Source organism: Niveibacterium sp. COAC-50, assembly GCF_013184235.1.
Classification (GTDB): domain Bacteria; phylum Pseudomonadota; class Gammaproteobacteria; order Burkholderiales; family Rhodocyclaceae; genus Niveibacterium; species Niveibacterium microcysteis.
Genome location: NZ_JABCJM010000009.1, coordinates 93216 through 117250, shown reverse-complemented (window position 1 = coordinate 117250; position 24035 = coordinate 93216). Strand labels below are relative to the sequence as shown.

Genomic DNA, 24035 nt, shown 5'->3' with positions numbered 1-24035 from the left:
CATGGCTGACAAGACGATTCGTGTCACGCTCGTGAAGAGCCTGATCGGCACCAAGCAAGACCACCGCGCCACCGTGCGTGGCCTTGGTCTGCGCCGTATCAATTCCACGGTCCAGCTTGAGGACACGCCGGCAGTGCGCGGCATGGTTCGCAAAGTTGCGTACCTGGTGAAGTGCGAGGGCTAAATGGAACTGAATAACCTTAAGCCGGGCGCTGGTTCCAAGCATGCTAAGAAGCGTGTCGGGCGCGGCATTGGTAGTGGTTTGGGCAAGACTTGCGGTCGCGGCCACAAGGGGCAGAAGTCCCGTGCTGGCGGCTTCCACAAGGTTGGCTTCGAAGGCGGTCAAATGCCTTTGCAGCGTCGCCTGCCCAAGCGTGGCTTCAATTCGCTGACTGCGGCTCGCAACGCTGAAGTCCGCCTTTCCGAGATCAACAAGCTGGAAGCGGCTGAAATCGATCTGCTGGTGCTGAAGAGCGCCGGCCTGATCGCTGGCGACGCGCTGTCCGCGAAGGTGATTCTGTCGGGTGAAATCGGTCGCAAGGTCGTTCTGCGTGGCGTTGGTGCCACCAAGGGCGCGAAGGCTGCGATCGAGGCTGCCGGCGGCAGCGTGGCCGAGTAAAGCCAGGACGCAATGGTGGCGAATCCTTCGGCAACACTCGGCAAGACCGGCAAGTTCGGCGATCTGAAGCGGCGGCTTTGGTTCCTGCTGGGTGCGTTGATCGTTTATCGGATCGGCGCGCATATCCCAGTTCCTGGAATCGACCCCGTCAGACTCGCCGAGCTGTTTCAGTCGCAGAAGGGCGGAATCCTGGGCGTGTTCAACCTGTTCTCAGGTGGCGCGCTGTCTCGCTTTACGATCTTCGCGCTGGGGATCATGCCGTACATTTCGGCATCGATCATCATGCAGCTGCTTTCCGTTGCGTCGCCGCAGCTTGAGCAGTTGAAGAAAGAAGGCGAGTCCGGGCGTCGCAAGATCACGCAGTACACCCGCTACGGCACTGTTGCGCTGGCGCTATTTCAGGCGTTCGGCATTTCGGTGGCGCTTGAAGCGCAAGCGGGTTTGGTGCTGGATCCGGGTTTGACGTTCCGTTTCGTGACGATTACCACGTTGGTGACCGGCACGATGTTCCTGATGTGGCTGGGTGAGCAGATCACTGAGCGCGGTCTGGGCAACGGGATCTCGTTGATCATCTTTGCGGGTATCGCAGCGGGACTGCCGAATTCGGTTGGTGGCCTGTTCGAACTGGTACGGACCGGGGCAATGCATCCCGTTTCGGCGCTGTTCATCTGCGCGCTCGTTGCTGTGGTGACGGCGGTGGTCGTGTTCGTTGAGCGCGGCCAGCGCAAGATCCTGGTGAACTACGCGAAGCGTCAAGTCGGCAACCGTGTTTACGGCGGTCAGAGTTCGCATCTGCCGTTGAAGTTGAACATGGCTGGCGTGATTCCGCCGATCTTTGCTTCGTCGATCATTCTGTTTCCGGCAACGCTGGGGCAGTGGTTCGGCGGTGCGAGCGAGTCGCCGGTGGCGCGTTTCGTCAAGGACCTTGCCGCTACGCTGTCACCGGGGCAGCCGGTCTACGTGCTGCTGTACGCATCGGCGATCGTGTTCTTCTGCTTCTTCTATACGGCGCTTGTCTTCAATTCGAAGGAGACGGCGGACAATCTGAAGAAGAGTGGCGCGTTCGTTCCGGGGATTCGTCCGGGTGAACAGACGGCTCGGTATATCGACAAGATTCTGACGCGGCTCACGCTGGCTGGCGCTGTGTATATCACGGTCGTTTGCCTGATTCCTGAGTTCCTGATTCTGAATTGGCATGTGCCGTTCTACTTCGGTGGAACATCGCTGCTGATTATCGTGGTCGTCACGATGGACTTCATGTCCCAGGTTCAGGCCTACATCATGTCGCACCAATACGAGAGCCTTCTCAAGAAGGCGAACTTCAAGGGTGCAGGGCTGCCGACCAAGTAGGAATGAGCAAGGAAGACGTCATTGAGATGTTGGGCGAGGTCGTCGAGACCTTGCCGAACGCGACGTTCAAGGTAAAGCTCGAAAACGGGCACGTCGTGTTGGGCCATATCTCCGGAAAGATGCGGATGCATTACATCCGTATCCTTCCCGGCGACAGGGTCACGGTACAACTTACGCCCTACGATCTGACCAAAGGTCGCATCGTCTTCCGGGCCAAATAGTTTTGGAAATTAGGAGCGAAACATGAGAGTTCAGGCTTCGGTCAAGCCGATTTGTCGGAAGTGCAAGGTCATCCGTCGCAAAGGTGTGGTGCGTGTGATCTGCGAAGATCCGCGTCACAAGCAGCGCCAGGGCTGATGCCCCGCGCTTTCGGTACAACACGTTTAGCGTATTTGGGGTAACAGCATGGCCCGTATCGCTGGGGTTAACATCCCGAACCACAAGCACTCGGAAATCGCACTCACGTCGATTTTCGGTATCGGTCGCACTCGCGCACAGAAGATCTGTGATGCCGCGGGCGTGGCACGCACGACCAAGGTCAAGGATCTGACCGAAGCTGAGATGGATCGGCTTCGCGACGAGGTCGGCAAGTTCACCGTCGAAGGCGACCTGCGTCGCGAAGTGACGATGAACATCAAGCGTCTGATGGACTTGGGCTGCTATCGCGGCGTTCGTCATCGTCGCGGTCTGCCGCTCCGGGGTCAGCGCACCCGTACCAACGCCCGTACCCGCAAGGGTCCGCGCAAGCCGATCGCCGGCAAGAAATAATCAGGGGCTAAGTAATGGCTAAGACCGCTGCGAAGGTTCGCAAAAAAGTCAAAAAGAACGTGGCTGAGGGCATTGCCCACGTCCACGCGTCTTTCAACAACACGATCATCACGATCACCGACCGTCAGGGCAATGCCCTGTCGTGGGCGACCGCCGGTGGCGCAGGCTTCAAGGGTTCCCGCAAGAGCACCCCGTTTGCTGCGCAGGTTGCGGCTGACCAGGCCGGCAAGGTAGCGGTCGAGTGCGGGATCAAGAATCTTGAAGTCCGCATTACCGGCCCCGGCCCGGGTCGTGAGTCGTCGGTGCGCGCGCTCAATGCGCTCGGCATCAAGGTGACTTCGATCACCGATATCACGCCGATCCCGCATAACGGCTGCCGTCCGCCGAAAAAGCGTCGCATTTAAAGGAGTTCAAACGTGGCTCGCAATCTAGATGCCAAGTGTCGCCAGTGCCGCCGCGAAGGCGAGAAGCTCTTCCTGAAAGGGGAGAAGTGCTTCACCGATAAGTGCGCAATCGAGCGCCGCGCCTACGCGCCGGGTCAGCACGGTCAGAAGTCCGGTCAGCGTCTGTCCGGCTACGGCGTGCAACTGCGCGAAAAGCAAAAAATCCGCCGGATCTACGGCGTGCTGGAACGTCAGTTCCGCCGCGTGTATTCCGAAGCAGATCGTCGCAAGGGTCAAACCGGCGAAAACCTGCTCCAGCTGCTGGAAGGCCGTCTGGATGCAGTGGCCTACCGTATGGGCTTCGGCGCTTCGCGCGCTGAAGCTCGTCAGGTCGTGCGCCACAACGGCGTGCTGGTCAACGGCAAGCGCGTGAACATCCCGTCGTACTCGCTGCGTCCGGGTGATGTGGTTTCGCTGGCAGACAAGACCCGTGGTCACCTGCGTGTGAAGGCTGCCCTCGAGGCCGCCGAGCAACGCGGTTTCCCGGAGTGGCTTGAGGTCAACATCAAGGAAGGCAAGGGCACGTTCAAGGCCTATCCGCAGCGCGCGGAATTGTCGTCCTCGATCAATGAAGGCCTGGTCGTCGAACTGTACTCGCGTTAATGGCACGGCGCGCCCTCGGGCGCGCCCCCACACGAAGGATTGCCCATGCAAAGCAACACTCTTCTGAAGCCGCGCATCATCGACGTCCAAAACGTCTCCCCGGTGCATGCCGTGGTCGTGATGGAGCCGTTCGAGCGCGGGTTCGGTCATACCCTGGGCAACGCGCTGCGACGCATCCTGCTGTCGTCGTTGCCGGGTTATGCGCCGACGGAAGTGCAGATTGAGAACGTGCTTCACGAGTACTCCACGCTTGATGGTGTGCGGGAAGATGTCGTCGACATCCTCTTGAACCTCAAGGGTATTGTGTTCAAGTTGCACAATCGCACCGAGGCTTCGCTGAAGCTGTCCAAGAACGGCGAAGGCGTCGTGACCGCGCGTGATATCGAGACGACCCATGACGTCGAGATCATCAACCCGGATCATGTGATCGCTCACCTCGCCCCGGGCGGCAAGCTCGAGATGCACCTGAAGGTTGAGCAAGGCCGTGGTTACGTTCCGGGCAACATGCGCCCCGCTCACGCGGATGCGAAGGTGATCGGCCGTATCCTGCTGGATGCTTCGTTCAGCCCGGTGCGTCGCGTTAGCTACCAGGTTGAAGCGGCTCGCGTTGAACAGCGTACGGACCTTGACCGTCTGGTGATGGACATCGAGACGAACGGCGCGGTGGATCCGCAGGAAGCTGTCCGCTTTGCGGCCGGCGTGCTGCGTGACCAGCTTGAGGCCTTTACTGACCTCGGCCCGACCGTCACTGCGACCGAAGCACCGGTGCAGAAGACGACGGTTGACCCGCTGCTGCTGCGTCCGGTGGATGATCTTGAACTGACGGTGCGTTCTGCGAACTGCCTGAAGGCCGAGAACATCTACTACATCGGTGATCTGATCCAGCGCACGGAAACCGAGCTGCTTAAGACGCCGAACCTTGGCCGCAAGTCACTTAACGAGATCAAGGAAGTGCTCGCTTCGCGCGGCCTGACCCTTGGCATGAAGCTGGAAAACTGGCCGCCGGCCGGGCTCGAAAAGCTCGGTTGATCGCTGTCAGGCCAGACTGAAAGAGGAATACGAAAATGCGTCACCGTAACGGTCTTCGCAAGCTGAACCGCACCAGCGCCCACCGTCAGGCCCTGTTGCGCAACCTGTCGAACGCGCTGCTGCGTCACGAGGTTATCCAGACGACCCTGCCCAAGGCGAAGGAACTTCGCCGCGTGGTGGAGCCGATCATCACCCTGGGCAAGAAGCCGAGCCTGGCAAATCGCCGTCTCGCTTTTGACCGCCTGCGCGACCGCGAGATGGTCGTGAAGGTTTTTGATGACCTCGGTCCGCGCTTTGCAAACCGTAACGGTGGCTATCTTCGTATCCTGAAGTGTGGCTTCCGTGTCGGCGACAATGCGCCGCTGGCGCTGGTCGAACTGGTTGATCGTCCGGAAACGGCCGAAGTGGTGACGCCGTCGGAGGCTTGATCTCTGCGGTGTTGCTGCGCGAGTAGCAAGATGTAACGCGAAAGGCCGGAGAGTAATCTCCGGCCTTTCGTCGTTTCTGCGAGCGCTTTTCCCAGAAGCTCATGGTGATAACGGAGAGTCGATGGATAGACGTGCGCTGATTGGCGCCGCAGGGGCGCTCCCATTGCTCGCTTGCGCGCCGAAGCATCGGGTTGCCGGGCTGCCGCCAGGGGACTGGCTTGGTGTCGATCCAGCGATTGGCCACAGGCTGCAAGCGCCGGCCGGTGACGAACGATTCGACGCAACGGCTGACACCGAGGTGCTGATCGCCGGCGCGGGGATAGGGGGACTTTCCGCTGCGTGGTGGTTTACGCGAGCGGGCATTGACGACTTCATGGTCGCCGATTTGCAGAGTGCTCCAGGCGGCAACGCGCGCGGTGGGGGAAATTCGATTTCCCGCTACCCGCTTGGCGCGCACTATCTGCCGCTGCCCACCCGTGAGAGCGCTACGCTTCGGCGGCTATTGAGCGACCTTGGGGCGCTCGAAGGAGCCCCGGATTCGGTGCGTCCACGATATGCGGAGAGGCTGCTTGTCGCGGCCCCTCAGGAGCGGCTCCTCCGCTTTGGGCACTGGCAGGAGGGCATCGTCCCGGAGGCGGGGCTGACCGCCGCGGAGCGGGGGCAGATGCAAGCGTTCTTTGAGCTGGTCGCGCGGTTCCGGCGGCGTAGCGCCGCTGGCAAGGCCTTCGCGCTACCAATGGCGGCCAGCAAGGTGGATGGCGACGCGCTCGCGCTGGACCACGTCAGTTTCGCGACGTGGCTGCGCGGCCAAGGGCTGAATTCCGCGCCGCTGCACTGGTACGTGGACTACGCTTGCCGCGATGACTTCGGTACCCCCGCTGCGATGGTATCCGCCTGGGCCGGCCTTCACTACTTTGCCGCCCGTGATGGTGAAGCGGAGGGGGCATCGAGCGACGTGGTGCTCACCGCACCTGAAGGCAATGGATGGATCACCGAGGGGCTCGCCGCACGCATCGGCGGCGAGCGTCTGCAATGCAATGCCATAGTCCGGCGCGTGCGGGCGACGCGCAGCGGGTATGAGAGTTGGGTAGAGGACATTGCAAGCGGCCGGACCTGTCGTGTCCGGTCGAAAGCCATCGTTTGGGCGGGCCCTTTGTTCGTCGCTCCGCGCGTGATCGAGGGCTTGCCCGACAGCGCACGTGACTATGCGGCGCGCATCGACTACGCACCTTGGGTGATGGCGCAGTTGTCGTTACATAGTTCTCCACCCGAGCGTCCCGGCGCGCAGCGCGCTTGGGACAACGTGCTCTACGGCTCGCGTTCGCTCGGCTACGTGGTCGCCACGCATCAGCGCCTCTCGGCGGCCCAAGCGCCGACGGTGTGGACCTGGTATCACTCGCTGCAAGGGGCGCCCAGCAAGATTCTGCGGCGTGAGCTGTTGGCTCAACCGCGGGAACATTGGGCGGCAATGGCCTTGAGCGAGCTCGCGCCGGCCTATCCCGATCTGGCGGACCATGTTTCGAGGATTGACTGCATCCGGCACGGCCACGCGATGGCGCGTCCCTTGCTTGGCTTTCTGGCGGATCCAGCGCGACACTGGTTTGCGCGGGGGCTGCCAACCTTGCAGTTTGCGCATGCGGACGTCAGCGGCTTCTCGGTTTGTGAGGAGGCCCATGCGCGCGGCGTGTCGGCGGCGGAGCGCATTGCTGCCGCCTTGAGCGGCCGCAAGCCGGACCCCCAAGTGATCTTCGATGTTTGATGAGGCCGACCCAGCGCCCTTCCTGCGATAATCGCGCACCATGAAAACGTTCTTCCTCTATCTGCTGCTTGGCGCGAATGCCTTGCTTGCGCTGATGAACATGACGGGCTTCTCGGCTGCCCCGGGCGGAGAGCCGGATCGCCTGTCGAGTCAGTTGCACCCGGAGAAGCTCAAGATCATTGGCCATGGCGACGACGCGCCAGCGCCTGAGCAGGCCGCGGCGGACCCAGCGCCGGTGGCGTCGGAGTTGGCCCCGGTGGTGGCGAGCAGCGAGGCGGCGCCCGCGGCTGAATCCGCGCCGGTTGAGGCGCCTGCGACCAAGCCCTTGGCGCTAGCCTGTGTCAGCTGGGGTGGGTTGACCAAGGCCCAGGCCGACGCAATTGCGTTGCGTGCGAAAGGGCTCAAGTTCACCGCCAAGGAACAGACCGTGAACGGCACGAGTTCTTGGTGGGTACATCTGCCACCGCAAACGGATCGGGCCGGCGCGGATAAGAAGGCCGAGGAGTTGCGCACGCTCGGCGTAAACGACTACTTCATCGTCAAGGATCCGGGCGCCAATCAGAACGCGATCTCGCTCGGGCTCTACAAGAGTGAGGAGTCGGCGAACCGCGCCCTTGAGGCCCTCAAGACCAAAGGGGTACGCAGTGCCCGTATCGAGGCTCGCGATACCAGCAGCATCAAACTGGAAGTGACCGGTCCGGCTGACCAGCTCGCCAGTTTTTCGAGCGACACCTCGTCGCGTGTGCCCAGTGCACCGCGTGCGAACTGCCCGCCCGGACGCTGATTGACGTGACGACACGCCCCCTTGTGGTCGGTCTGACGGGCGGCATTGGTAGCGGGAAGAGTGCCGCCGCGGAACGCTTCGCCGCCTTGGGGGCGGCGATTGTCGATACCGACCAGATCGCCCACCAGCTCACGGTAGCAGGCGGTGATGCGATTCCCGCATTGCAGCAGGCGTTTGGCCCACAAATCATCGGGGCTGATGGTGCCCTTGATCGCGCCGCGATGCGTGCGTTGGCGTTCGGTCAACCGTCGGTGCGACAGCGCCTGGAGGGCATCCTGCATCCGATGATTCGCGCACGCAGCGACGCGGCTGTTGCTGCGGCGCAGGCTGCGCCGTACGTCGTGCTGGTCGTGCCGCTGCTGTTGGAATCGGGGGGCTATCGCTCGCGTTGCGACCGGATTGCGGTGGTTGACGTACCTGAGGCGCTGCAACTGGAACGCGTCATGCGGCGAAGCGGGCTCGCCCGCGAACAAGTCGAAGCGATCATGGCTGCGCAGGCTTCGCGAGCCCAACGGCGCGCAATTGCCGACGATCTGATCGACAACAGCGGTGACATTGCTGCGCTGCAGCGTCAAGTCGATGAGCTCGATCGCCGTTATCGTGCTGAAACCTCAATGCCGGCGCGGCTTTCGTGACAAATTCCCTGCTATGATTTAAAGCACTTTCTCAAGTTTCGCGTTTTACACAACGACAAACGGACGCCGGAATCGCGCAGTGATCACCTACGAATATCCGCTGAACGAGCGCATTCGCACACTGCTGCGGCTTGAGGACCTGTTCGACAAGGCATTGCACTTCACGCTGTCGGATGGGGCGTACGAACATCACACCGCGCTGGTGAGCGTCTTCGAGATTCTCGATGTCGCCAGCCGCGCCGACCTGAAGGTCGATCTGGTGCAGGAGTTGGAACGCCAGCGCCAGATTCTGGTGTCCTTCCGGCACAACCCCGACATCTCCGAAGAAGCGCTCTCCGGCGCGCTCTACGAGATCGAGCAGGCCAGTGCCGCGCTGTTGGCCATGGCCGGCAAGATCGGCCAATACCTGCGCGAGAACGAATGGTTGATGAACATTCGCAGCCGCGCGGCGATTCCCGGCGGCGTGTGCGAGTTTGACCTTCCCTCGTACCACTATTGGCTGCACCGCAGTACCGAAGCCCGCCAGGCGGATTTGCGGGGCTGGATCGGGCCGATGACGCCGATCCGCGAAGGCCTTGCGATCGTGCTGCGCCTGCTGCGCGCCAGTGGCCGGCCGGACAATCTGGTCGCTCATCGTGGCCAGTTCCAGATGATGATGGGCGGGCGCAGCGCGCAAATGCTGCGGATCCGTCTCGCACAGGACGAGTCTTTCGTACCGGAAATCAGCGCCAACAAGTACGCGCTGAATGTGCGCTTCGTCGGCGCCGCCAGCGTGGCCCGCACGCGGCAAGCCGAATCTGATGTCGAATTCGAACTGACCTTCTGCAATCTCTGATCGCGCAGCCGGAACCTCCGGCCCGCCGCATCGCTCGAATCCCTTAAACTCGCGCGTTCGAAAAGAGCCGGCATCGCTGCGGACCCGCAGCGCAACCGAGCCTGGTCGGGCCTCGCCCGTTCCTTCCCCTGACTGGAGTAATGATCATGACGAAGCCACAGATCGGCGTCATCGGCATGGCCGTGATGGGCCGCAACCTTGCGCTCAATATCGAAAGCCGTGGTTACACCGTGGCGCTCTACAACCGCTCTTTCGACAAGACCGAAGAGGTGGTGCGTGAGAACCCGGGGCGCAAGCTGGTGCCGACGCAGTCGCTGGAGGCATTCGTCGCTGCGCTGGAAACCCCGCGCCGCATCCTGATCATGGTGAAAGCGGGCGACGCGACCGATGCCACGATTGCCGCGCTGCGCCCGCTGTTGGCGCCCGGCGACATCCTGATGGATGGCGGCAACACGCTGTTCACCGACACGATCCGGCGCAACCGTGAGCTGGCGACGACCGGCATCAACTTCATCGGCATGGGCGTCTCCGGTGGCGAGGAGGGTGCGCTGAAGGGGCCGTCGATCATGCCCGGCGGGCAGCGCGATGCGTATGAGCTGGCGGCGCCGATCCTGCGCGAGATCGCCGCACGTGCGCCCGACGGTGAGCCCTGCGTGACCTACATCGGCCCAGACGGCGCCGGCCACTACGTGAAGATGGTGCACAACGGTATCGAGTACGGCGACATGCAGCTGATCGCGGAGGCTTACGCGCTGCTGCAGGGCGTCGCAGGGCTGTCGAACGAGGAATTGGCTGACACGTTTGCCGACTGGAATACGGGCGAGCTGGACAGCTTCCTGATCGAGATCACCGCCCAGGTCTTCCGCAAGCGCGATGGCGAGACCGGCGGCTATCTGGTCGATGCGATCCTCGACAAGGCAGGCCAGAAAGGCACCGGCAAGTGGACCTCGCAGTCCGCACTGGATCTGGGTGTGGCCCTGCCCTTGATCACCGAGTCAGTGTTCGCGCGCTGCATTTCCGCCTTGAAGGATCAGCGGGTGGCTGCGAGCGCGGTGCTGGCTGGCCCTGCCGCGGCACCGTTCGAGGGCGATCGCGCGGCCTTCGTCGAGGCGGTTCGCCGCGCGCTGTACCTGTCGAAGATCATCTCCTACGCGCAGGGCTTCGCGCAGTTGCGCGCCGCTTCGGACGAGCACGGCTGGGATCTGCAATACGGCGAGATCGCGAAGATCTTCCGCGCCGGCTGCATCATCCGCGCCCGCTTCCTGCAGCGGATCACCGATGCCTACCAGGCGAATCCGGCGGTGGCGAACCTGTTGCTGGACCCATACTTCGCCGGCATCGCAGCGGACTACCAGGCCGCCTTGCGCGAGGTGGTGTGCCATGCGGTGCGGGCCGGTGTGCCGGTGCCGACCTTCGCATCGGCGGTGGCGTATTTCGACAGCTACCGTTCGGCGCGCCTGCCGGCCAACCTGATTCAGGCGCAGCGCGACTTCTTTGGTGCCCACACTTACGAGCGCACGGACCGCGCCGGCATCTTCCATTCTGATTGGCAACACGCATGAGCAACCCGAACCCGCGCACCGTCAAGTGCCCCACCTGCAGCCAGCCCGTTGTGTGGGCGCCCGAGAGCCGTTGGCGCCCGTTCTGCTCGGAACGCTGCAAGCTGATCGACCTTGGCGCGTGGGCGGACGAGGCTTATCGCGTACCCGGGCGGGAACCGCTGGCGGACGATCTGCCGCCGGGCGCTGACCCGCGCAACTGAAGCGTCGCAGCTTTAGCGGGCTGCGCTGCTTTTTGCGAGCTTGCGCCGGGCGAGCGCATCCACCAGATCCGGCAGCAGCAGCCTGAGCCAGCGGCCGAACTTGCCCTGGCCGGTCATCACGCATTCGCGGCTGCGCCGTGTCATCGCGCGCAGGATCAGGTTGGCGCAGGTCTCCACCGGCATCGCGCGGCCCTCGTCCAACCCGCTCTTGCCGGCGGGTTTGCCGTCGGCGCCGTAGCCTCGGTAGCGGATCTCGGTCGCCACCACGCCGGGGTAGGCGATCGTGACACCCACGCCCTGCGCCGCCACCTCGATCCGCAGGGCCTCGAGGAAACCGGTCATCGCGAACTTGCTCGCGCAGTAGGCGGTGCGCCCCGGCACGCCGAAGAGCCCGGCGAGGCTTGATACGCCGACGACCTGGCCATGTCGCGCGAGGATATGCGGCAGCGCATGGCGCACGCACCACAGCGTGCCGAAGTGGTTCACGCGCATCATGTCCTCGTACCAGCCGAAGTCGCTGACCTCGCTGATCATCGCGTGGCCGGATACGCCCGCGTTCGCCACCAGCACGTCGATGCCGCCGAAGCGCTCGACGGCCTTGCGTGCCAGCGCCGCGCAATCGGCTTCGATCCCCACGTCAGTCGGCACGCACAGCACCAGCGCGCCGAGCGCGCTGCACTGCTTGCCGACCGCAGCGAGTTTGTCGGCGTTGCGTGCAGCGAGCACGAGTTTGGGCCGCTGCGACGCGAGCTGGCGCGCGAGTTCCGCGCCGATGCCGTCGGAGGCGCCGGTGATCACCACCACCTTGTCGGTGTAGCGCGGTTTCATGGGGCGCTGCGGTGCCAGACACTGCGAATCGCCGCGATGCCGTGGGCGCCATAGCCACGCGCGGCATCCATATCGGTCGCGATCAGACCGCCGATTGCAAACGCCGGCATCGGCAGATCGCGCGTCAGCATGTGGAAGGCGCCCCAACCAATGCCGCTTGCGCCCGGGTGTGTCGCCGTAGGCAGCACCGGGCCGAGCAGGGCGTAGTCGAGTTCGAGGCGGGCGGCTGCTTCGAGGTCGGCGCGCGTGTGGCACGAGGCGCCGACCCAGTCGAAAGCCGGCCGCTCGGAAAGCTCGGCGAGCTGCGCCGCACGCAGATGCAGCCCGTCGGCGCCAACTGCCGCAGCCAGGGCGGCGTCGCCGTTCACCACTGCGAGGGCGCCGTGTGCATGGCAGCGCGCCACGCTCTCACGCGCAAGCTGTTCGCGCGCTTCCGGCGCGAGGGTCACGTCGCGGATCTGCACCAGTCGCAAGCCGGCAGCGAGCGCGGCATCCAGCGCGGCGAGCTGGGCGTCGATACCGATCTCCGCGGCGTGGGTAACGCCCATCGTGCGCGGCAGGCGCAGCGATTTGAGGATCGGTCCATTCGCCGGCAGCATCGGCGACACGCTGAGGGCATCGGCCCGTTGCCATTCGAGCGCCGAGTGCACATGGTCGTTCGGTGTGCCGGACCACTCCGCAACCTCGAAGAAATGCAGCCGCACATGCGCGTGCTCGTACAGGTGTTCGCGCGTGATCCACGGATTTGCGCGCTTGACCGTGATGCCAAGTTCCTCTTCCAGTTCACGCACCAAGGCGGCCTGGGCGGATTCGCCCGGTTCGACCTTGCCGCCCGGGAATTCCCAGTAACCGGCATAGAAGGTGTCCGGCGCGCGCTGACCGAGCAGGAAACTGCCATCAGGCCGCGTGATCACGGCGGCGGCCACTTCAACGCGTTTGCGCATCGCTACTCCCGAAGAAACGCGCCTGCAGCCAGGCGCCGATGAAGATGCCTGCGAGTGCCCACAGCAGATCGAGGTTGCCGAGCCCGAGCCCGGCAATCGCCGGGCCGGGACACACGCCGCAGAGGCCCCACCCAGCGCCGAAGATCGCAGCGCCGATCACGGTGCGGCGCGAGAATGGCGTCTGCCGCTTTTCAAAGAAGGCGCCGGCGAGCGGGCGGGCCAGCAGGCGAGGGCCGATCTGATAGGCGAGCAGGGCGACGATGACCGCGCCGCCGAGCACCAGCAGCAAACCAAGATCCTGAAAGCGCAGGAAGGCGAGCACCACCTCAGGCTGCGTCATGGTCGCGAGTGAGAGACCAAATCCGAAGACCACCCCGCAGAGGAGTGCGATGACCAGCCGGCTCATGGCAGCACCCCGAAGTGCGCGGCCAGTTGGGCGACGACGATTGCGGTGCTGAGGAAGGTGACTACGGCAACGAGCGAGGGCCAGCGCAGCGACGCGAGTCCGCAGATGCCATGGCCAGCGGTGCAGCCATCGCTGAGGCGCGCACCAAAGCCGATCAACAGGCCGCCGGCAAGCATGAGCCAGGGCGGTACGCGGGTGCTGGCGCCGAAATGCCCGAGGCTCGCAGCGAACAGCACGCCGCCGAGGACCAGGCCGGCCGCATAGGTGAGGCGCCAGCTGCGGCTCTCCAGCAGCTTGGCCTGGTGCAGCGCGGGTAGGCGCGATACCCAGGAGAGGCTGGCGCTGAAGAAGGTCGACAGCCCGCCGACGAGGCCCGCGAGCAGATAGAGCGCGCCAATCGCAGTACCGATCAGCAGCCCGCCGGCGAGGTAATGCCAGGGGCCATTCGGGAACAGGGTCTCAATCATCGGATGCTGCATGGTGGGTTGAAGAAGTGCCGGGCGTGGCGCGGCCTGCTACATCGCGTGCGAACTGCCAGGCAACCCGCCCGCTGCGCGAGCCACGCATCAGCGCCCACTGCAGCGCCTCGGTCCGCGTGGCCTCGTTGGCGATCTGTGCGTCGGCCACGCCGAAGGCGCGCAGCCAGTGGTACACCACCGACAGGTACTCGTTCTGGCCGAACGGGTAGAACGAGATCCACAGACCGAAGCGTTCCGACAGCGAGATCTTCTCCTCGACCGCCTCGCCCGGATGCAGCTCGTCGCCCACCTTGTGCGTCTGCAGGTTTTCGGCGAAGTATTCCGGCATCAGGTGGCGGCGATTGCTGGTGGCGTAGATCAGCAGGTTGTCCGGCGGTGCGGAGAGGCTGCCATCCAGCACGCTTTTCAGCGCCTTGTAGCCGGGCTCGGAGTCCTCGAAGGACAGGTCGTCGCAGAAGACGATGAAGCGCTCGCGTCGTCCCGCCACGAGATCGACGATTTCGGGCAGATGCAGCAGATCGCTCTTGTCGACTTCGATCAGGCGCAGGCCGCTCGCTGCGTACTCGGCCAGCATCGCCTTGACCAGCGAGCTCTTGCCGGTGCCACGCGCACCCGTGAGCAGCACATTGTTGGCGCGGCCTCCACGCACGAACTGGCGGGTGTTGGCGTCACAACGCGCCTTCTGGTCTTCGATGTCCTGCAGATCGGCCAGCCGTATGCGGTGCGGGTGATGCACCGGCTCAAGCCAGCCGCGTCCGTTGCGGCTGCGCCAGCGATGCGCCGGCGCACTCCAGTCGGGCGGTGGCGCCTTCGGTGGCAGCACCGATTCGAGCCGGTCGATCAGCGCCTCGGCGCGCGCGATCAGGTGTTCAAGGTTGGCCATCGCGGTGCGTCTCTCCGGGGTTCTTGTTTTCGATGCGCGCGGGGTCCTTCTTCGGCCAGGTGGCCCACACGATGATCAGCAGCAGTGCGAGCGCGACGCCCGCCTCAAGAAATATGACCCACATGCCACATGGCCCCGCGCGTGAGAGAAAGGGGGCGACGGTTATACTGGCCCGCGCCACGAACTCACAAGTTTAGCCGAACGATGCTTCGCACCCGCCCCGCCTTGCATACCGCTGTTCCCGTGTTGCTTGCCCTGCTGTCCGCGTGTGCAACGGTGCCGGAGACGGCGCCCACCGCCGCCGAATGCCCGGCCTGCCCGGTTTGCCCGACCGTGCCGGAGAAGCCGCCCGAGAAGCCCAAGGCCGATCCGCTGCAGCCGGCAAGCTGGAGCGACCTGCCGGGCTGGGGCGCCGACGATGTGTCGCAAGCCTGGGTTGCGATGCTTTCCTCATGCCGGGCCATGAAGGCGCCCGCGTGGCAGGCCAGTTGCCAGGCGGCCCGCGAGTTGGGCGAGAAACCCAGCGCCGCTGCGGTGCGCGCCTTTGCCGAGCGCGAATGGCAGCCGTGGCGGGTGGTGAACCCGGATGGATCGAACGAGGGTTTGATCACCGGCTACTACGAGCCGCTGATCCGCGGCAGCCGCACCCGATCCAAGTCGTACGACACGCCCGTCTATGCGGTGCCGGACGACTTGCTGATCATCGATATGGGCGAGATCTATCCAGAGTTGAAGAACATGCGGCTGCGCGGTCGGCTGGAGGGCCGCAAGGTGGTGCCCTACTACTCGCGAGCGCAAATCGAGGCCCGCCCGGACAAGTTGGGCGACAAGGTTCTGCTGTGGGCTGCCGACCCGATCGATTTCTTCTTCCTGCAGGTGCAGGGCTCCGGCCAGGTGCAGCTGGCGGATGGCAGCCGTGTTCGCATTGCCTATGCCGACCAGAATGGCCATCCGTATCAGTCGATCGGCCGCTGGTTGATCGACAAGGGGGAGTTGAAGCTCGAGCAGGCGGGTATGGAGGGCATCCGCAACTGGGCGCGTACTAACCCCGGTCGGCTCACTGAAATGCTCAATGCGAACCCGAGTTTCGTATTCTTCCGCGAACAGCCGGCGAACGGCGATGGCCCGAACGGCTCGCAAGGTGTGCCGCTGACGGCGGGGCGATCGATTGCGGTGGATACGCGCAGCGTGCCGCTTGGCGCGCCGGTGTTTCTTGCAACGACTGCGCCGGGCACTGACAAACCGATGCAACGGCTCGTGGTGGCGCAGGACACCGGGGGTGCGATCAAAGGCGGCGTGCGCGCGGATTTCTACTGGGGGTTTGGCGCTGAGGCCGGCGCGCAGGCCGGCAAGATGCGCAGCCGTGGCCAAATGTGGGTGCTATGGCCGAAGGGGCAGACCCCTCCTGGGGCGAAGCCAGGCACCTGACTCGTGCGCAGGAGCGATGCAATGCACGACGACGGTGCAATTTCATCGCTCATGCACCGCGCCAATGCGTTGCATGCATGCTGCAGTCAGCCGAAATGGCGTAAGTTATTGATTTTATAGTAAACGCCAAATTGGTGCGGTTGTTGCTTGTTGGTGCGCCATCTCGTTATGGAGCCCCTCATGGAGCAACTCAAGACATCCAGCGACGTTCTATTCGTTCTGCTGGGCGCCATCATGGTGCTGGCGATGCACGCCGGCTTCGCGTTTCTGGAACTCGGCACGGTGCGTAAGAAGAACCAGGTCAACGCCCTGGTCAAGATCCTCACCGACTTCGCCGTATCCACGATCGCGTATTTCTTCATTGGCTACGGCGTCGCCTACGGCATTCACTTCTTCACTGGCGCGGAGACGTTCGTCCAGCGCGGCGGTTACGACCTGGTGAAGTTCTTCTTCCTGCTGACTTTCGCTGCGGCGATTCCGGCGATCGTGTCGGGCGGCATCGCTGAACGTGCGCGCTTCCTACCTCAGCTGGGCGCGACGTTCCTGATCGTCAGCTTCGTTTATCCGTTCTTCGAAGGGATCATGTGGAACGGCAACTTCGGCGTGCAGAAATGGTTCGAAGCGGGCTTTGGCGTGCAGTTCCATGACTTCGCCGGCAGTGTGGTGGTGCACGCGGTGGGTGGCTGGATTGGCCTGGCGGCAGTGCTGATGCTCGGCGCTCGCCGCGGTCGCTACAACAAGGATGGCGCTGTTGCCGCGCACCCGCCTTCGAATATTCCGTTCCTCGCCCTCGGCGCCTGGATTCTGGTGGTCGGCTGGTTCGGCTTCAACGTCATGAGCGCGCAGACGATGGACAAGATCTCCGGTCTGGTCGCGGTGAACTCGCTGATGGCGATGGTTGGCGGCACGCTTGCAGCATTGGCTGCCGGCCGCAACGACCCGGGCTTCGTTCACAACGGTCCGCTTGCCGGTCTGGTGGCGGTCTGTGCGGGGTCTGACCTGATGCATCCGATCGGTGCCCTGTTCGTGGGTGCAATTGCGGGCGGGCTGTTTGTGTGGATGTTCACGCTGACGCAAAACCACTGGAAGATCGACGATGTGCTGGGCGTGTGGCCGCTGCATGGCCTCTGCGGCGCTTGGGGCGGTGTTGCGGCTGGCATCTTCGGCAGCAAGGCGTTTGGTGGCCTGGGCGGTGTCAGCCTGCCGGTTCAAGTGTTCGGCACGCTGGGCGGCATCGTTGTCGCGCTGGTGGGCGGGGCGGCGGTGTATGGCTTGCTCAAGCTGGTCGTTGGAATTCGCCTCGATGCCGAGGAGGAATTCAACGGCGCTGACTTGTCGATCCACAAGATCTCGGCGACCGCGGAACGCGAAACCCTTTGGTAGTGGTGATCGGAAGAAAACTAGGTCTGTCGGACGAGAACAACACCCGTCCGAATATAGTAGTTCCACCAATGAAGAGCCCGGCATGTGCCGGGCTTTTCAATTTGTAGGCGCTTGTGTGTATTTCGGAAGCGATCGTGGAAGGTTCGAGGCTGTTCCGCGGGGGCGGCCAGAGTGACGCCGACCGCTGCACGAGCACGTGTCGGATGTTCTTGGGCTGGCTTTCACTGCTGGGCGGTCACTCTTCTGGGTTCTCGAAATGCCGTTGCGACGACACCAGTGATCCCTATCCAAGTGCGGCTTGGGCCCTTCGCGCGCTGAGCACAGACACGCTTGTGAGGTCACATTCCCGACGTTCGCTATGGATGCTCAGTATGACGAGGGTCCAGATGTGGACAAGGACTCTCCGGAGGTCTCCGTGCTGAAGGCAATGTTTGATGCCGCCTCCTGACTGGAGTTCAGTTCCTCTGAGTTGGCCCAGATCCTACGGCTGAGTCGAGAGACCGTCTCCAGAATGCGTGCGGCGGTGACCGCTGGCACCGTGGCTCCGCGGCTTAAGATGAAATCGAAAACTTGGGATCTCGCGCTCCATCTCGCCAGTGCGTACCGTGCACTCCACGCCCTGGTAGGGGGCAATGACTGTGAAGCGCGTCTTTGGTTTCACGGGGCGGCACCGAGTCTGAGCGGGCAGCGCCCTCGGGACGCCGTGGGTTCTATCGAGGGCTTGATTAGCGTGGAGCGGTAACTAGACGCATTTCGTGCCTGCGCCTAGTTGATTGCTCAAAGGGCGATCCTGTGACTTGCTAATTGGGCGCCACCCGGCGTCCATCGTTGTGCCTCATCGAAGGCATTTCCGAAGGAGTGTGGCTCTAGGCGCAACAAGACGATTTCATTTTGCACCGTGAGCACCGAACGGCGGAAATTCAATCGCTTTCTTGGCCTCCGTCGTGGGCTAACCCGCACCAACACTAGTTCTTAGGTCGTCGGCCCTCCAATACCAAGCACAGGTTGGGCTTTCGCACTTCTCGACTCTTTACGCACTGCAGCTGTTGGGGAGGCTCTTGCATTGGGCTTCAATCCTCTCGGACTAAATTCGCATCGACATGAAGATCGCGACTTGAAAAGGGGGGAGGTCGCACCTATTATTAGCACTCGTCAGGGGTGAGTGCTAACAGCATGGCGCGCAAGCGCACCCCGCCGCTACCGTTTTTTCGGGGCCGGTTCGCCGGCCCGATTCATTGAACGTACTACGTACGAGGAGTGACCTGATGAAGATCCGTCCTTTGCACGACCGTGTGATCGTCAAGCGCATCGAAGCCGAGCGCACCACCGCATCCGGCATCGTGATCCCTGATTCCGCAGGCGAGAAGCCGGACCAGGGCGAAGTCGTCGCAGTTGGCCCGGGCAAGTTCCTGGACAACGGTGAAGTGCGCAAGGTTGATCTGAAGGTTGGCGACCGTGTGCTGTTCGGCAAGTACGCCGGCCAGACCGTCAAGGTCGATGGCCAGGAAGTCCTGGTCATGCGTGAAGAAGACATCCTGGGCGTGGTCGAGGCCTGAGCCTCCCGTTCCCCGGTCTGAAATTCCAGAGTATTCAGGAGCTACACAATGCCCGCTAAGCAAGTTCTGTTCGGCGACGACGCACGCGTCAAGATCGTCAATGGCGTCAACATCCTGGCCAACGCGGTCAAGGTCACCCTCGGCCCGAAGGGTCGCAACGTGGTGCTGGAGCGCTCGTTCGGCGCCCCGACCGTGACCAAGGACGGCGTCTCCGTCGCCAAGGAAATCGAGCTGAAGGACAAGTTCGAGAACATGGGCGCGCAGATGGTCAAGGAAGTTGCTTCCAAGACCTCGGACAACGCCGGTGACGGCACCACCACCGCGACCGTGCTGGCCCAGGCCATCGTTCGCGAAGGCATGAAGCTGGTCGTGTCGGGCCACAACCCGATGGACCTGAAGCGCGGTATCGACAAGGCTGTCACCGCCCTGGTCGCCGAAGTGAAGAAGGCTGCCAAGCCGACCACCACCTCGAAGGAAATCGCCCAGGTCGGTTCGATCTCGGCCAACTCCGACAGCTCGATCGGCGACATCATCGCCAGCGCGATGGACAAGGTCGGCAAGGCCGGCGTGATCACCGTCGAAGACGGCAAGTCGCTCGACAACGAGCTGGATGTCGTTGAAGGTATGCAGTTCGACCGCGGCTACCTGTCGCCGTACTTCATCAATAACCAGGAGCGTCAGATCGCCGCTCTGGACAACCCCTTCGTGCTGCTGTTCGACAAGAAGATCTCGAACATCCGCGACCTGCTGCCGGTGCTGGAGCAAGTGGCGAAGGCCGGCCGTCCGCTGCTGATCATCGCTGAAGACGTCGAAGGCGAAGCCCTCGCGACCCTGGTGGTGAACAACATCCGCGGCATCCTGAAGACCGTTGCCGTCAAGGCCCCGGGCTTCGGCGACCGTCGCAAGGCCATGCTCGAAGACATCGCCATCCTGACCGGCGGCACCGTGATCGCCGAGGAAGTTGGCCTGACGCTCGAGAAGGCTACCCTGGCCGACCTGGGCCAAGCCAAGCGCATCGAAGTCGAGAAGGAAAACACCACCATCATCGACGGCAACGGCAAGGCTGAAGCGATCCAGGCTCGTGTGGCCCAGATCGACGCCCTGATCGAAACCGCGACCAGCGATTACGACAAGGAAAAGCTGCAAGAGCGCAAGGCCAAGCTGGCCGGCGGTGTTGCGGTGATCAAGGTCGGCGCTGCGACCGAAGTCGAAATGAAGGAAAAGAAGGCCCGCGTCGAAGACGCGCTGCACGCAACCCGTGCCGCCGTTGAAGAAGGCGTGGTTGCCGGTGGTGGCGTTGCCCTGCTGCGCGCCCGCGCTGCGGTTGGCGCCATCAAGGGCGACAACGCCGACCAGGACGCTGGTATCAAGATCGTGCTGCGCGCGATCGAAGAGCCGCTGCGCCAGATCGTTGCGAACGCCGGCGACGAGCCGTCGGTCGTGATCGCCAAGGTGCTGGAAGGTTCGGGCAACTACGGCTACAACGCTTCGAACGGCACCTATGGTGACCTGGTTGAGCTGGGCGTGCTGGATCCGGCCAAGGTGACCCGCACCGCGCTGCAGAACGCCGCTTCGGTCGCTTCGCTGATCCTGACCACCGACGCGATGGTTGCCGAACTGCCGGAAGACAAGCCGGCCGGCGGCATGCCTGGCGGCATGGGCGGCATGGGCGGCATGGACATGGGCATGTAATTGCCCCGGTTCATCCGAACGGCTGAATGAAGAAACCCCGCTCCGGCGGGGTTTCTTTTTTGGGACGCCGCTTGCGGCAGGCTCAGGCGGGCGGTGCGAGCAGGCGATCGAGTTCGGCTTGCATGGCAGCCGCCACCACTTCACCTTTGGACTTGCGCGCTGCGGCGAGGAATTGGTCGCGGATCGCAGCGTAGTCGGCGAGCGTTTCGGCCTTCTCGACCTGCAGTTGCAGCATGAAACCGCGCAGCCCCAGCGTTTCGCGGATATGCAGGTTGAAATAGGCGTACAGCGCGCGGCGCTGCTCCTGCTCGTCGGCGGGCGCCGCCTGCGCCACATCTTCACCGGCTGCGGCGGGGATTTCGGTGTCTGGCGCGTCGGGCGACGCTTCGATTGCAACAGGCGGGGCGTTGGCCTCGGCCCCGGTACCCGCGATCAGCCCGTGGCCGATCAGTTCGCGGAAGCTGTCCTCGGTGACCCCGATTGTCTGCAGTGTATCGAGCAGTTCGCCTGCACGGTGCTTGCCGTCGATCAGCACGAGCAGGGAGCGCACGCGCGGATGCAGGCGGATCTGACGCGCGGTGATCTCCTGCGCGCCGGCCTCAGTCTTGAAGAAGACGGTATCTCTCATGTTGTCTCTCTCGCTGGCGCACATCGTTGTATGCGCCTCTTTCTTTTCTTACTGTGCTTGCTTCTGCGGCCCGGCGCAATGCCGCGCCGCGACGGCGTCGAAACGGCTTAACGCGGCGTTGTTGCGGGAATACGACAAATGCAATCCGCTGGCGTATGGGCGCAATGATCGATGAAGGGTATGCGTTTTGCAAATTCTGGGATTGCCTAACCTTGCGCGACAAGGCTTTGGTGCTGATGAGAACGGCTCGCACAAACAGCCGCAGGGAGCCCGCCGCGATTTGCCTCTTGATTTGCGGGCACGCAACAGTAATATCGAAAACGGCTGCCCTCACGTGGCCAAACATTCCTGAGGCCCCGTGCGTTTCGTGCGGGGCTTTTTTTCGCCCTTCCGGCGCCCCGAAGGTGCTGTGACGCCTCAAGGGGGGTGGGTGCTAAACTGCCGTTCGCAGCGCGCTGGCGTCCTGCCAGTGCGGCTCCCGGGGCATCCCATGAGAATCCTGCTCGCTGAAGACGACGAGATCATTGCCGATGCGCTGATTCGCGCGCTCAAACGTGGCGGCTTCGCGGTCGATCATGTGCCAACCGGCAGCGAGGCCGATGCCGCGCTCGCCAGCCAGTCATACGACCTGGTGGTGCTTGACCTGGGCCTGCCAAAACTTCCGGGCATCGAAGTGCTCAAGCGCCTGCGTGGGCGCAAATCGACCACGCCGGTTCTGATTCTCACCGCACAGGATGCGATCGAAGAGCGTGTGCGCGGGCTCGATGCCGGTGCTGACGACTATATGACCAAGCCCTTCGCGCTGCCCGAACTCGAAGCGCGCGCCCGTGCTCTGACGCGGCGGGGCACCGGGCAGGGGCGCTGCATCACGCTCGGGGCGCTGTCCTACGACCAGGCCGACCGCGTCGTGATGGTGAGTGGCCAGGTTGTGGAGCTCTCCGCGCGCGAGATCGGCGTGCTGGAAACGCTGTTGCTGCGCGCCGGGCGCCTGGTGAGCAAGGAGCAGCTGGTGGACCATCTGTGCGGATGGGGCGAGGAGGTCTCGCACAACGCGATCGAGGTCTACGTCCATCGCCTGCGCAAGAAACTGGAGCCGTCAGGCCTGAAGATCGCCACGGTGCGCGGGCTCGGTTACTGCCTTGAAAAGCCGGATGCGGCTACCTAGATGGCCCGGCTCCGCGTCGTCCAAGGGCGGCGCGGGAGGGCGACGCCCGCCGTATTCCCTGTTCGGCGAGATCCTCGACTGGATGCTCGCGCCGCTGCTGTTCCTGTGGCCAATCTCGATTATCGCCACCCACCATGTCGCGCAGGGCATTGCCGACAAACCTTACGATCGGGCCCTGGAAGCGAACGTCGCCGCCATTGCAAGGCTGATGCAGGTCGACGCGATGGGGCGGGTGACGGTGAACTTTCCGGCGCCGGCGCGCGCACTGCTGCGTGCCGACGAAGAAGACGCGATCTACTACCAGGTGATTGGCCCGCGCGGCGAACTGGTCGTGGGGGATGTCGAGCTACCGCCGCCACCACCTGAACCGGCGGAGGACGACGAACACCCCGCGCGCGCCCTTCATTTCGCCGACCTCGAAATTGCGGGCGAGGACGTGCGCATCGCGCGCCGCCGCTTTCTGCTGCCGGACGGCAAGGGCGAGGCGATCGTGCAGGTCGCTGAAACGCGCAACAAGCGCGAGGCGCTCGCCTCACGCATCGTCACCGGTGTGCTGTTGCCGCAGTTTCTTGTGATTCCGGCGACGGTGGTGCTGGTGTGGCTGGGCCTCACGCGCGGGATTGCGCCGCTCAACCGGCTGCAGGCGCTGATTCGCCGGCGCCGCCCGGCCGATCTTTCGCCGATCGAGCCTGCAAGCGTGCCGGAGGAAGTGCGGCCCTTGATCATCGCGTTCAACGACATGATGCAGCGCCTCGACGAGAACCTGCAGGCTCAGCAACGCTTTGTGGCAGACGCGGCACATCAGATGCGCACGCCGCTTGCCGGGCTGAAGATGCAGACCGAACTGGCCTTGTCCGAACACGACCCCGAGGCGCTGCGCGACTCCCTGCAACGCATTCACACCGGCGCTGAGCGTGCCGCGCACTTGATCAACCAGCTGCTTGCGCTGGCCCGCGCCGAGGCGAGTTCGCACGGCCGCAGCGGCCTCGAGCGGATCGACCTGGAGCAGCTGGTGCGCGAAGTGGCAACCGAGTTCGTGCCACGCGCTCTGCACAAGGGCGTCGATCTGGGCGTCGAGACGACCGGCTGGCCGCTTGCGGTGGACGGTATGCCGGTGTTGCTGCGCGAGATGCTGAAGAACCTGATCGACAACGCGATCAAATACACGCCGCGGGGTGGCCATGTCACGGTGTTCTCGGCCTACGATGCAGAGCGCCCGCGTGTTGCGCTGCTCGGGGTGCAGGACGATGGTGTTGGCATCCCCGAGGAGGATCGCGAACGCGTCTTCGAGCGCTTCTACCGCGTGTTGGGCAGCGGCGTGGAAGGCAGCGGGTTAGGGCTGCCGATCGTGCGCGAGATTGCCGATCTGCACGCCGCGACGATTCGCCTCGAACACGGCCCGGGCGGCGTCGGCACGCGATTCCTGATCGAATTTCCACGCGCCGGCGAACCCGTCGGGCCGCGTCCGCAAGCCATGGGCGAATGACCGCCGTTCTGCGTAAACCCGCACCAGCGCTCGTTTTTTGGTGCATTGCAGCGTAAGTCGCCCGTAAGTCAGCCCTCCTAGCCTGCGTCCGTCGTACATCCGTCTAGAAAGACGGGGCGACTGCAGCACCAACCCAATTGGA

The 24035-nt window shown here is 63.7% G+C and carries 30 protein-coding genes; 23 read left to right on the top strand and 7 right to left on the bottom strand.

Annotation, left to right across the window (positions count from 1 at the left end; translation table 11 throughout):
* Window position 1 precedes the first annotated feature (1 nt).
* The 16 genes from rpmD to yacG all read left to right on the top strand — a co-directional run bounded on the left by rpmD (window position 2) and on the right by yacG (window position 11015).
* On the top strand, window positions 2-184 hold the full coding sequence (gene rpmD / locus HH302_RS21475; protein WP_172205002.1) for a 50S ribosomal protein L30: 183 nt from the start codon (window positions 2-4) through the stop codon (window positions 182-184).
* Window positions 185-619 (top strand): 50S ribosomal protein L15, encoded by a 435-nt coding sequence (rplO, locus tag HH302_RS21470; RefSeq protein WP_172205000.1) that lies wholly within the window; start codon window positions 185-187, stop codon window positions 617-619.
* A 12-nt stretch (window positions 620-631) separates the two neighbouring features.
* Complete coding sequence (gene secY / locus HH302_RS21465) at window positions 632-1969, top strand: preprotein translocase subunit SecY (protein WP_216662013.1); 1338 nt, start codon at window positions 632-634, stop codon at window positions 1967-1969.
* A 2-nt stretch (window positions 1970-1971) separates the two neighbouring features.
* Window positions 1972-2190, top strand: a complete 219-nt coding sequence (infA, locus tag HH302_RS21460) for a translation initiation factor IF-1 (RefSeq protein WP_172204996.1) — start codon at window positions 1972-1974, stop codon at window positions 2188-2190.
* Between the two features lie 22 nt (window positions 2191-2212).
* Window positions 2213-2326 (top strand): 50S ribosomal protein L36, encoded by a 114-nt coding sequence (rpmJ, locus tag HH302_RS21455; protein ID WP_172204994.1) that lies wholly within the window; start codon window positions 2213-2215, stop codon window positions 2324-2326.
* 48 nt (window positions 2327-2374) lie between these two features.
* Window positions 2375-2737 (top strand): 30S ribosomal protein S13, encoded by a 363-nt coding sequence (gene rpsM, locus HH302_RS21450; protein WP_172204991.1) that lies wholly within the window; start codon window positions 2375-2377, stop codon window positions 2735-2737.
* 14 nt (window positions 2738-2751) lie between these two features.
* On the top strand, window positions 2752-3141 hold the full coding sequence (rpsK, locus tag HH302_RS21445) for a 30S ribosomal protein S11 (RefSeq protein ID WP_172204988.1): 390 nt from the start codon (window positions 2752-2754) through the stop codon (window positions 3139-3141).
* A gap of 12 nt (window positions 3142-3153) precedes the next feature.
* Window positions 3154-3783, top strand: a complete 630-nt coding sequence (rpsD, locus tag HH302_RS21440) for a 30S ribosomal protein S4 (RefSeq protein ID WP_172204984.1) — start codon at window positions 3154-3156, stop codon at window positions 3781-3783.
* Window positions 3784-3828: 45 nt separating this feature from the next.
* Window positions 3829-4812 carry a DNA-directed RNA polymerase subunit alpha gene (rpoA, locus tag HH302_RS21435; RefSeq protein WP_172204981.1) on the top strand — a complete coding sequence of 328 codons (984 nt, stop codon included), beginning with the start codon at window positions 3829-3831 and terminating at the stop codon, window positions 4810-4812.
* A gap of 35 nt (window positions 4813-4847) precedes the next feature.
* A complete protein-coding gene (gene rplQ, locus HH302_RS21430; protein WP_172204978.1) occupies window positions 4848-5240 on the top strand; it encodes a 50S ribosomal protein L17 in 393 nt (130 codons plus the stop codon).
* Between the two features lie 121 nt (window positions 5241-5361).
* Entirely contained in the window at window positions 5362-6999 is a 1638-nt protein-coding gene (locus HH302_RS21425) for an NAD(P)-binding protein (protein WP_172204975.1), read from the top strand.
* A 40-nt stretch (window positions 7000-7039) separates the two neighbouring features.
* Window positions 7040-7783 (top strand): SPOR domain-containing protein, encoded by a 744-nt coding sequence (locus tag HH302_RS21420; RefSeq protein WP_172204972.1) that lies wholly within the window; start codon window positions 7040-7042, stop codon window positions 7781-7783.
* Window positions 7784-7788: 5 nt separating this feature from the next.
* A complete protein-coding gene (coaE, locus tag HH302_RS21415) occupies window positions 7789-8418 on the top strand; it encodes a dephospho-CoA kinase (RefSeq protein ID WP_371814749.1) in 630 nt (209 codons plus the stop codon).
* Window positions 8419-8497: 79 nt separating this feature from the next.
* Window positions 8498-9253, top strand: coding sequence for a cell division protein ZapD (zapD, locus tag HH302_RS21410; protein WP_172204969.1), 756 nt, complete (start codon window positions 8498-8500; stop codon window positions 9251-9253).
* A 146-nt stretch (window positions 9254-9399) separates the two neighbouring features.
* Window positions 9400-10815: an NADP-dependent phosphogluconate dehydrogenase gene (gene gndA / locus HH302_RS21405; protein WP_172204967.1), complete on the top strand. Its 1416-nt coding sequence runs from the start codon at window positions 9400-9402 to the stop codon at window positions 10813-10815.
* Window positions 10812-11015 (top strand): DNA gyrase inhibitor YacG, encoded by a 204-nt coding sequence (gene yacG / locus HH302_RS21400; RefSeq protein WP_172204964.1) that lies wholly within the window; start codon window positions 10812-10814, stop codon window positions 11013-11015. The genes gndA and yacG overlap by 4 nt, the downstream gene beginning before the upstream one ends.
* A 12-nt stretch (window positions 11016-11027) precedes the next feature.
* Here yacG and HH302_RS21395 read toward each other — a convergent pair whose 3' ends face one another.
* Genes HH302_RS21395 through HH302_RS21370 form a run of 6 tightly spaced genes read right to left on the bottom strand, consistent with a single transcriptional unit; the run spans window position 11028 to window position 14679 of the window.
* Window positions 11028-11843, bottom strand: coding sequence for an SDR family oxidoreductase (locus HH302_RS21395; RefSeq protein WP_172204961.1), 816 nt, complete (start codon window positions 11841-11843; stop codon window positions 11028-11030).
* Entirely contained in the window at window positions 11840-12787 is a 948-nt protein-coding gene (locus tag HH302_RS21390) for a Nudix family hydrolase (RefSeq protein WP_172204958.1), read from the bottom strand. The genes HH302_RS21395 and HH302_RS21390 overlap by 4 nt, the downstream gene beginning before the upstream one ends.
* On the bottom strand, window positions 12771-13193 hold the full coding sequence (locus HH302_RS21385; protein WP_172204955.1) for a DUF6691 family protein: 423 nt from the start codon (window positions 13191-13193) through the stop codon (window positions 12771-12773). The genes HH302_RS21390 and HH302_RS21385 overlap by 17 nt, the downstream gene beginning before the upstream one ends.
* Window positions 13190-13660: a YeeE/YedE family protein gene (locus tag HH302_RS21380; RefSeq protein ID WP_253946267.1), complete on the bottom strand. Its 471-nt coding sequence runs from the start codon at window positions 13658-13660 to the stop codon at window positions 13190-13192. Before HH302_RS21380 ends, HH302_RS21385 begins: the two co-directional genes overlap by 4 nt.
* Entirely contained in the window at window positions 13653-14555 is a 903-nt protein-coding gene (locus HH302_RS21375) for an ATP-binding protein (protein WP_172204949.1), read from the bottom strand. The genes HH302_RS21380 and HH302_RS21375 overlap by 8 nt, the downstream gene beginning before the upstream one ends.
* The gene (locus HH302_RS21370) at window positions 14542-14679 is read right to left on the bottom strand and encodes a hypothetical protein (protein WP_172204946.1); all 138 of its coding nucleotides are present in this window, start codon (window positions 14677-14679) and stop codon (window positions 14542-14544) included. Before HH302_RS21370 ends, HH302_RS21375 begins: the two co-directional genes overlap by 14 nt.
* A gap of 80 nt (window positions 14680-14759) precedes the next feature.
* Here HH302_RS21370 and HH302_RS21365 point away from each other — a divergent pair, with 80 nt between their 5' ends.
* The 5 genes from HH302_RS21365 (at window position 14760) to groL (ending at window position 20614) form a co-directional block, all read left to right on the top strand.
* Window positions 14760-15983 carry a murein transglycosylase A gene (locus HH302_RS21365; protein WP_172204943.1) on the top strand — a complete coding sequence of 408 codons (1224 nt, stop codon included), beginning with the start codon at window positions 14760-14762 and terminating at the stop codon, window positions 15981-15983.
* Window positions 15984-16163: 180 nt separating this feature from the next.
* On the top strand, window positions 16164-17366 hold the full coding sequence (locus HH302_RS21360; protein WP_172204940.1) for an ammonium transporter: 1203 nt from the start codon (window positions 16164-16166) through the stop codon (window positions 17364-17366).
* 511 nt (window positions 17367-17877) lie between these two features.
* Window positions 17878-18108 (top strand): antitoxin Xre/MbcA/ParS toxin-binding domain-containing protein, encoded by a 231-nt coding sequence (locus HH302_RS22815; protein WP_371814752.1) that lies wholly within the window; start codon window positions 17878-17880, stop codon window positions 18106-18108.
* Between the two features lie 523 nt (window positions 18109-18631).
* Window positions 18632-18922, top strand: a complete 291-nt coding sequence (locus HH302_RS21350; RefSeq protein ID WP_172204934.1) for a co-chaperone GroES — start codon at window positions 18632-18634, stop codon at window positions 18920-18922.
* Between the two features lie 48 nt (window positions 18923-18970).
* Entirely contained in the window at window positions 18971-20614 is a 1644-nt protein-coding gene (groL, locus tag HH302_RS21345) for a chaperonin GroEL (protein WP_172204931.1), read from the top strand.
* A gap of 82 nt (window positions 20615-20696) precedes the next feature.
* Here the strand turns inward: groL and HH302_RS21340 are convergent, their stop codons facing one another.
* The gene (locus HH302_RS21340; RefSeq protein ID WP_172204928.1) at window positions 20697-21242 is read right to left on the bottom strand and encodes a hypothetical protein; all 546 of its coding nucleotides are present in this window, start codon (window positions 21240-21242) and stop codon (window positions 20697-20699) included.
* Window positions 21243-21732: 490 nt separating this feature from the next.
* Between HH302_RS21340 and HH302_RS21335 the strand changes: the two genes are divergently transcribed.
* Together HH302_RS21335 and HH302_RS21330 are read left to right on the top strand one after the other, a co-directional pair.
* Window positions 21733-22407, top strand: a complete 675-nt coding sequence (locus HH302_RS21335; protein WP_172204926.1) for a response regulator transcription factor — start codon at window positions 21733-21735, stop codon at window positions 22405-22407.
* Entirely contained in the window at window positions 22394-23893 is a 1500-nt protein-coding gene (locus tag HH302_RS21330; protein WP_172204923.1) for a sensor histidine kinase, read from the top strand. Before HH302_RS21335 ends, HH302_RS21330 begins: the two co-directional genes overlap by 14 nt.
* Window positions 23894-24035: the final 142 nt, after the last annotated feature.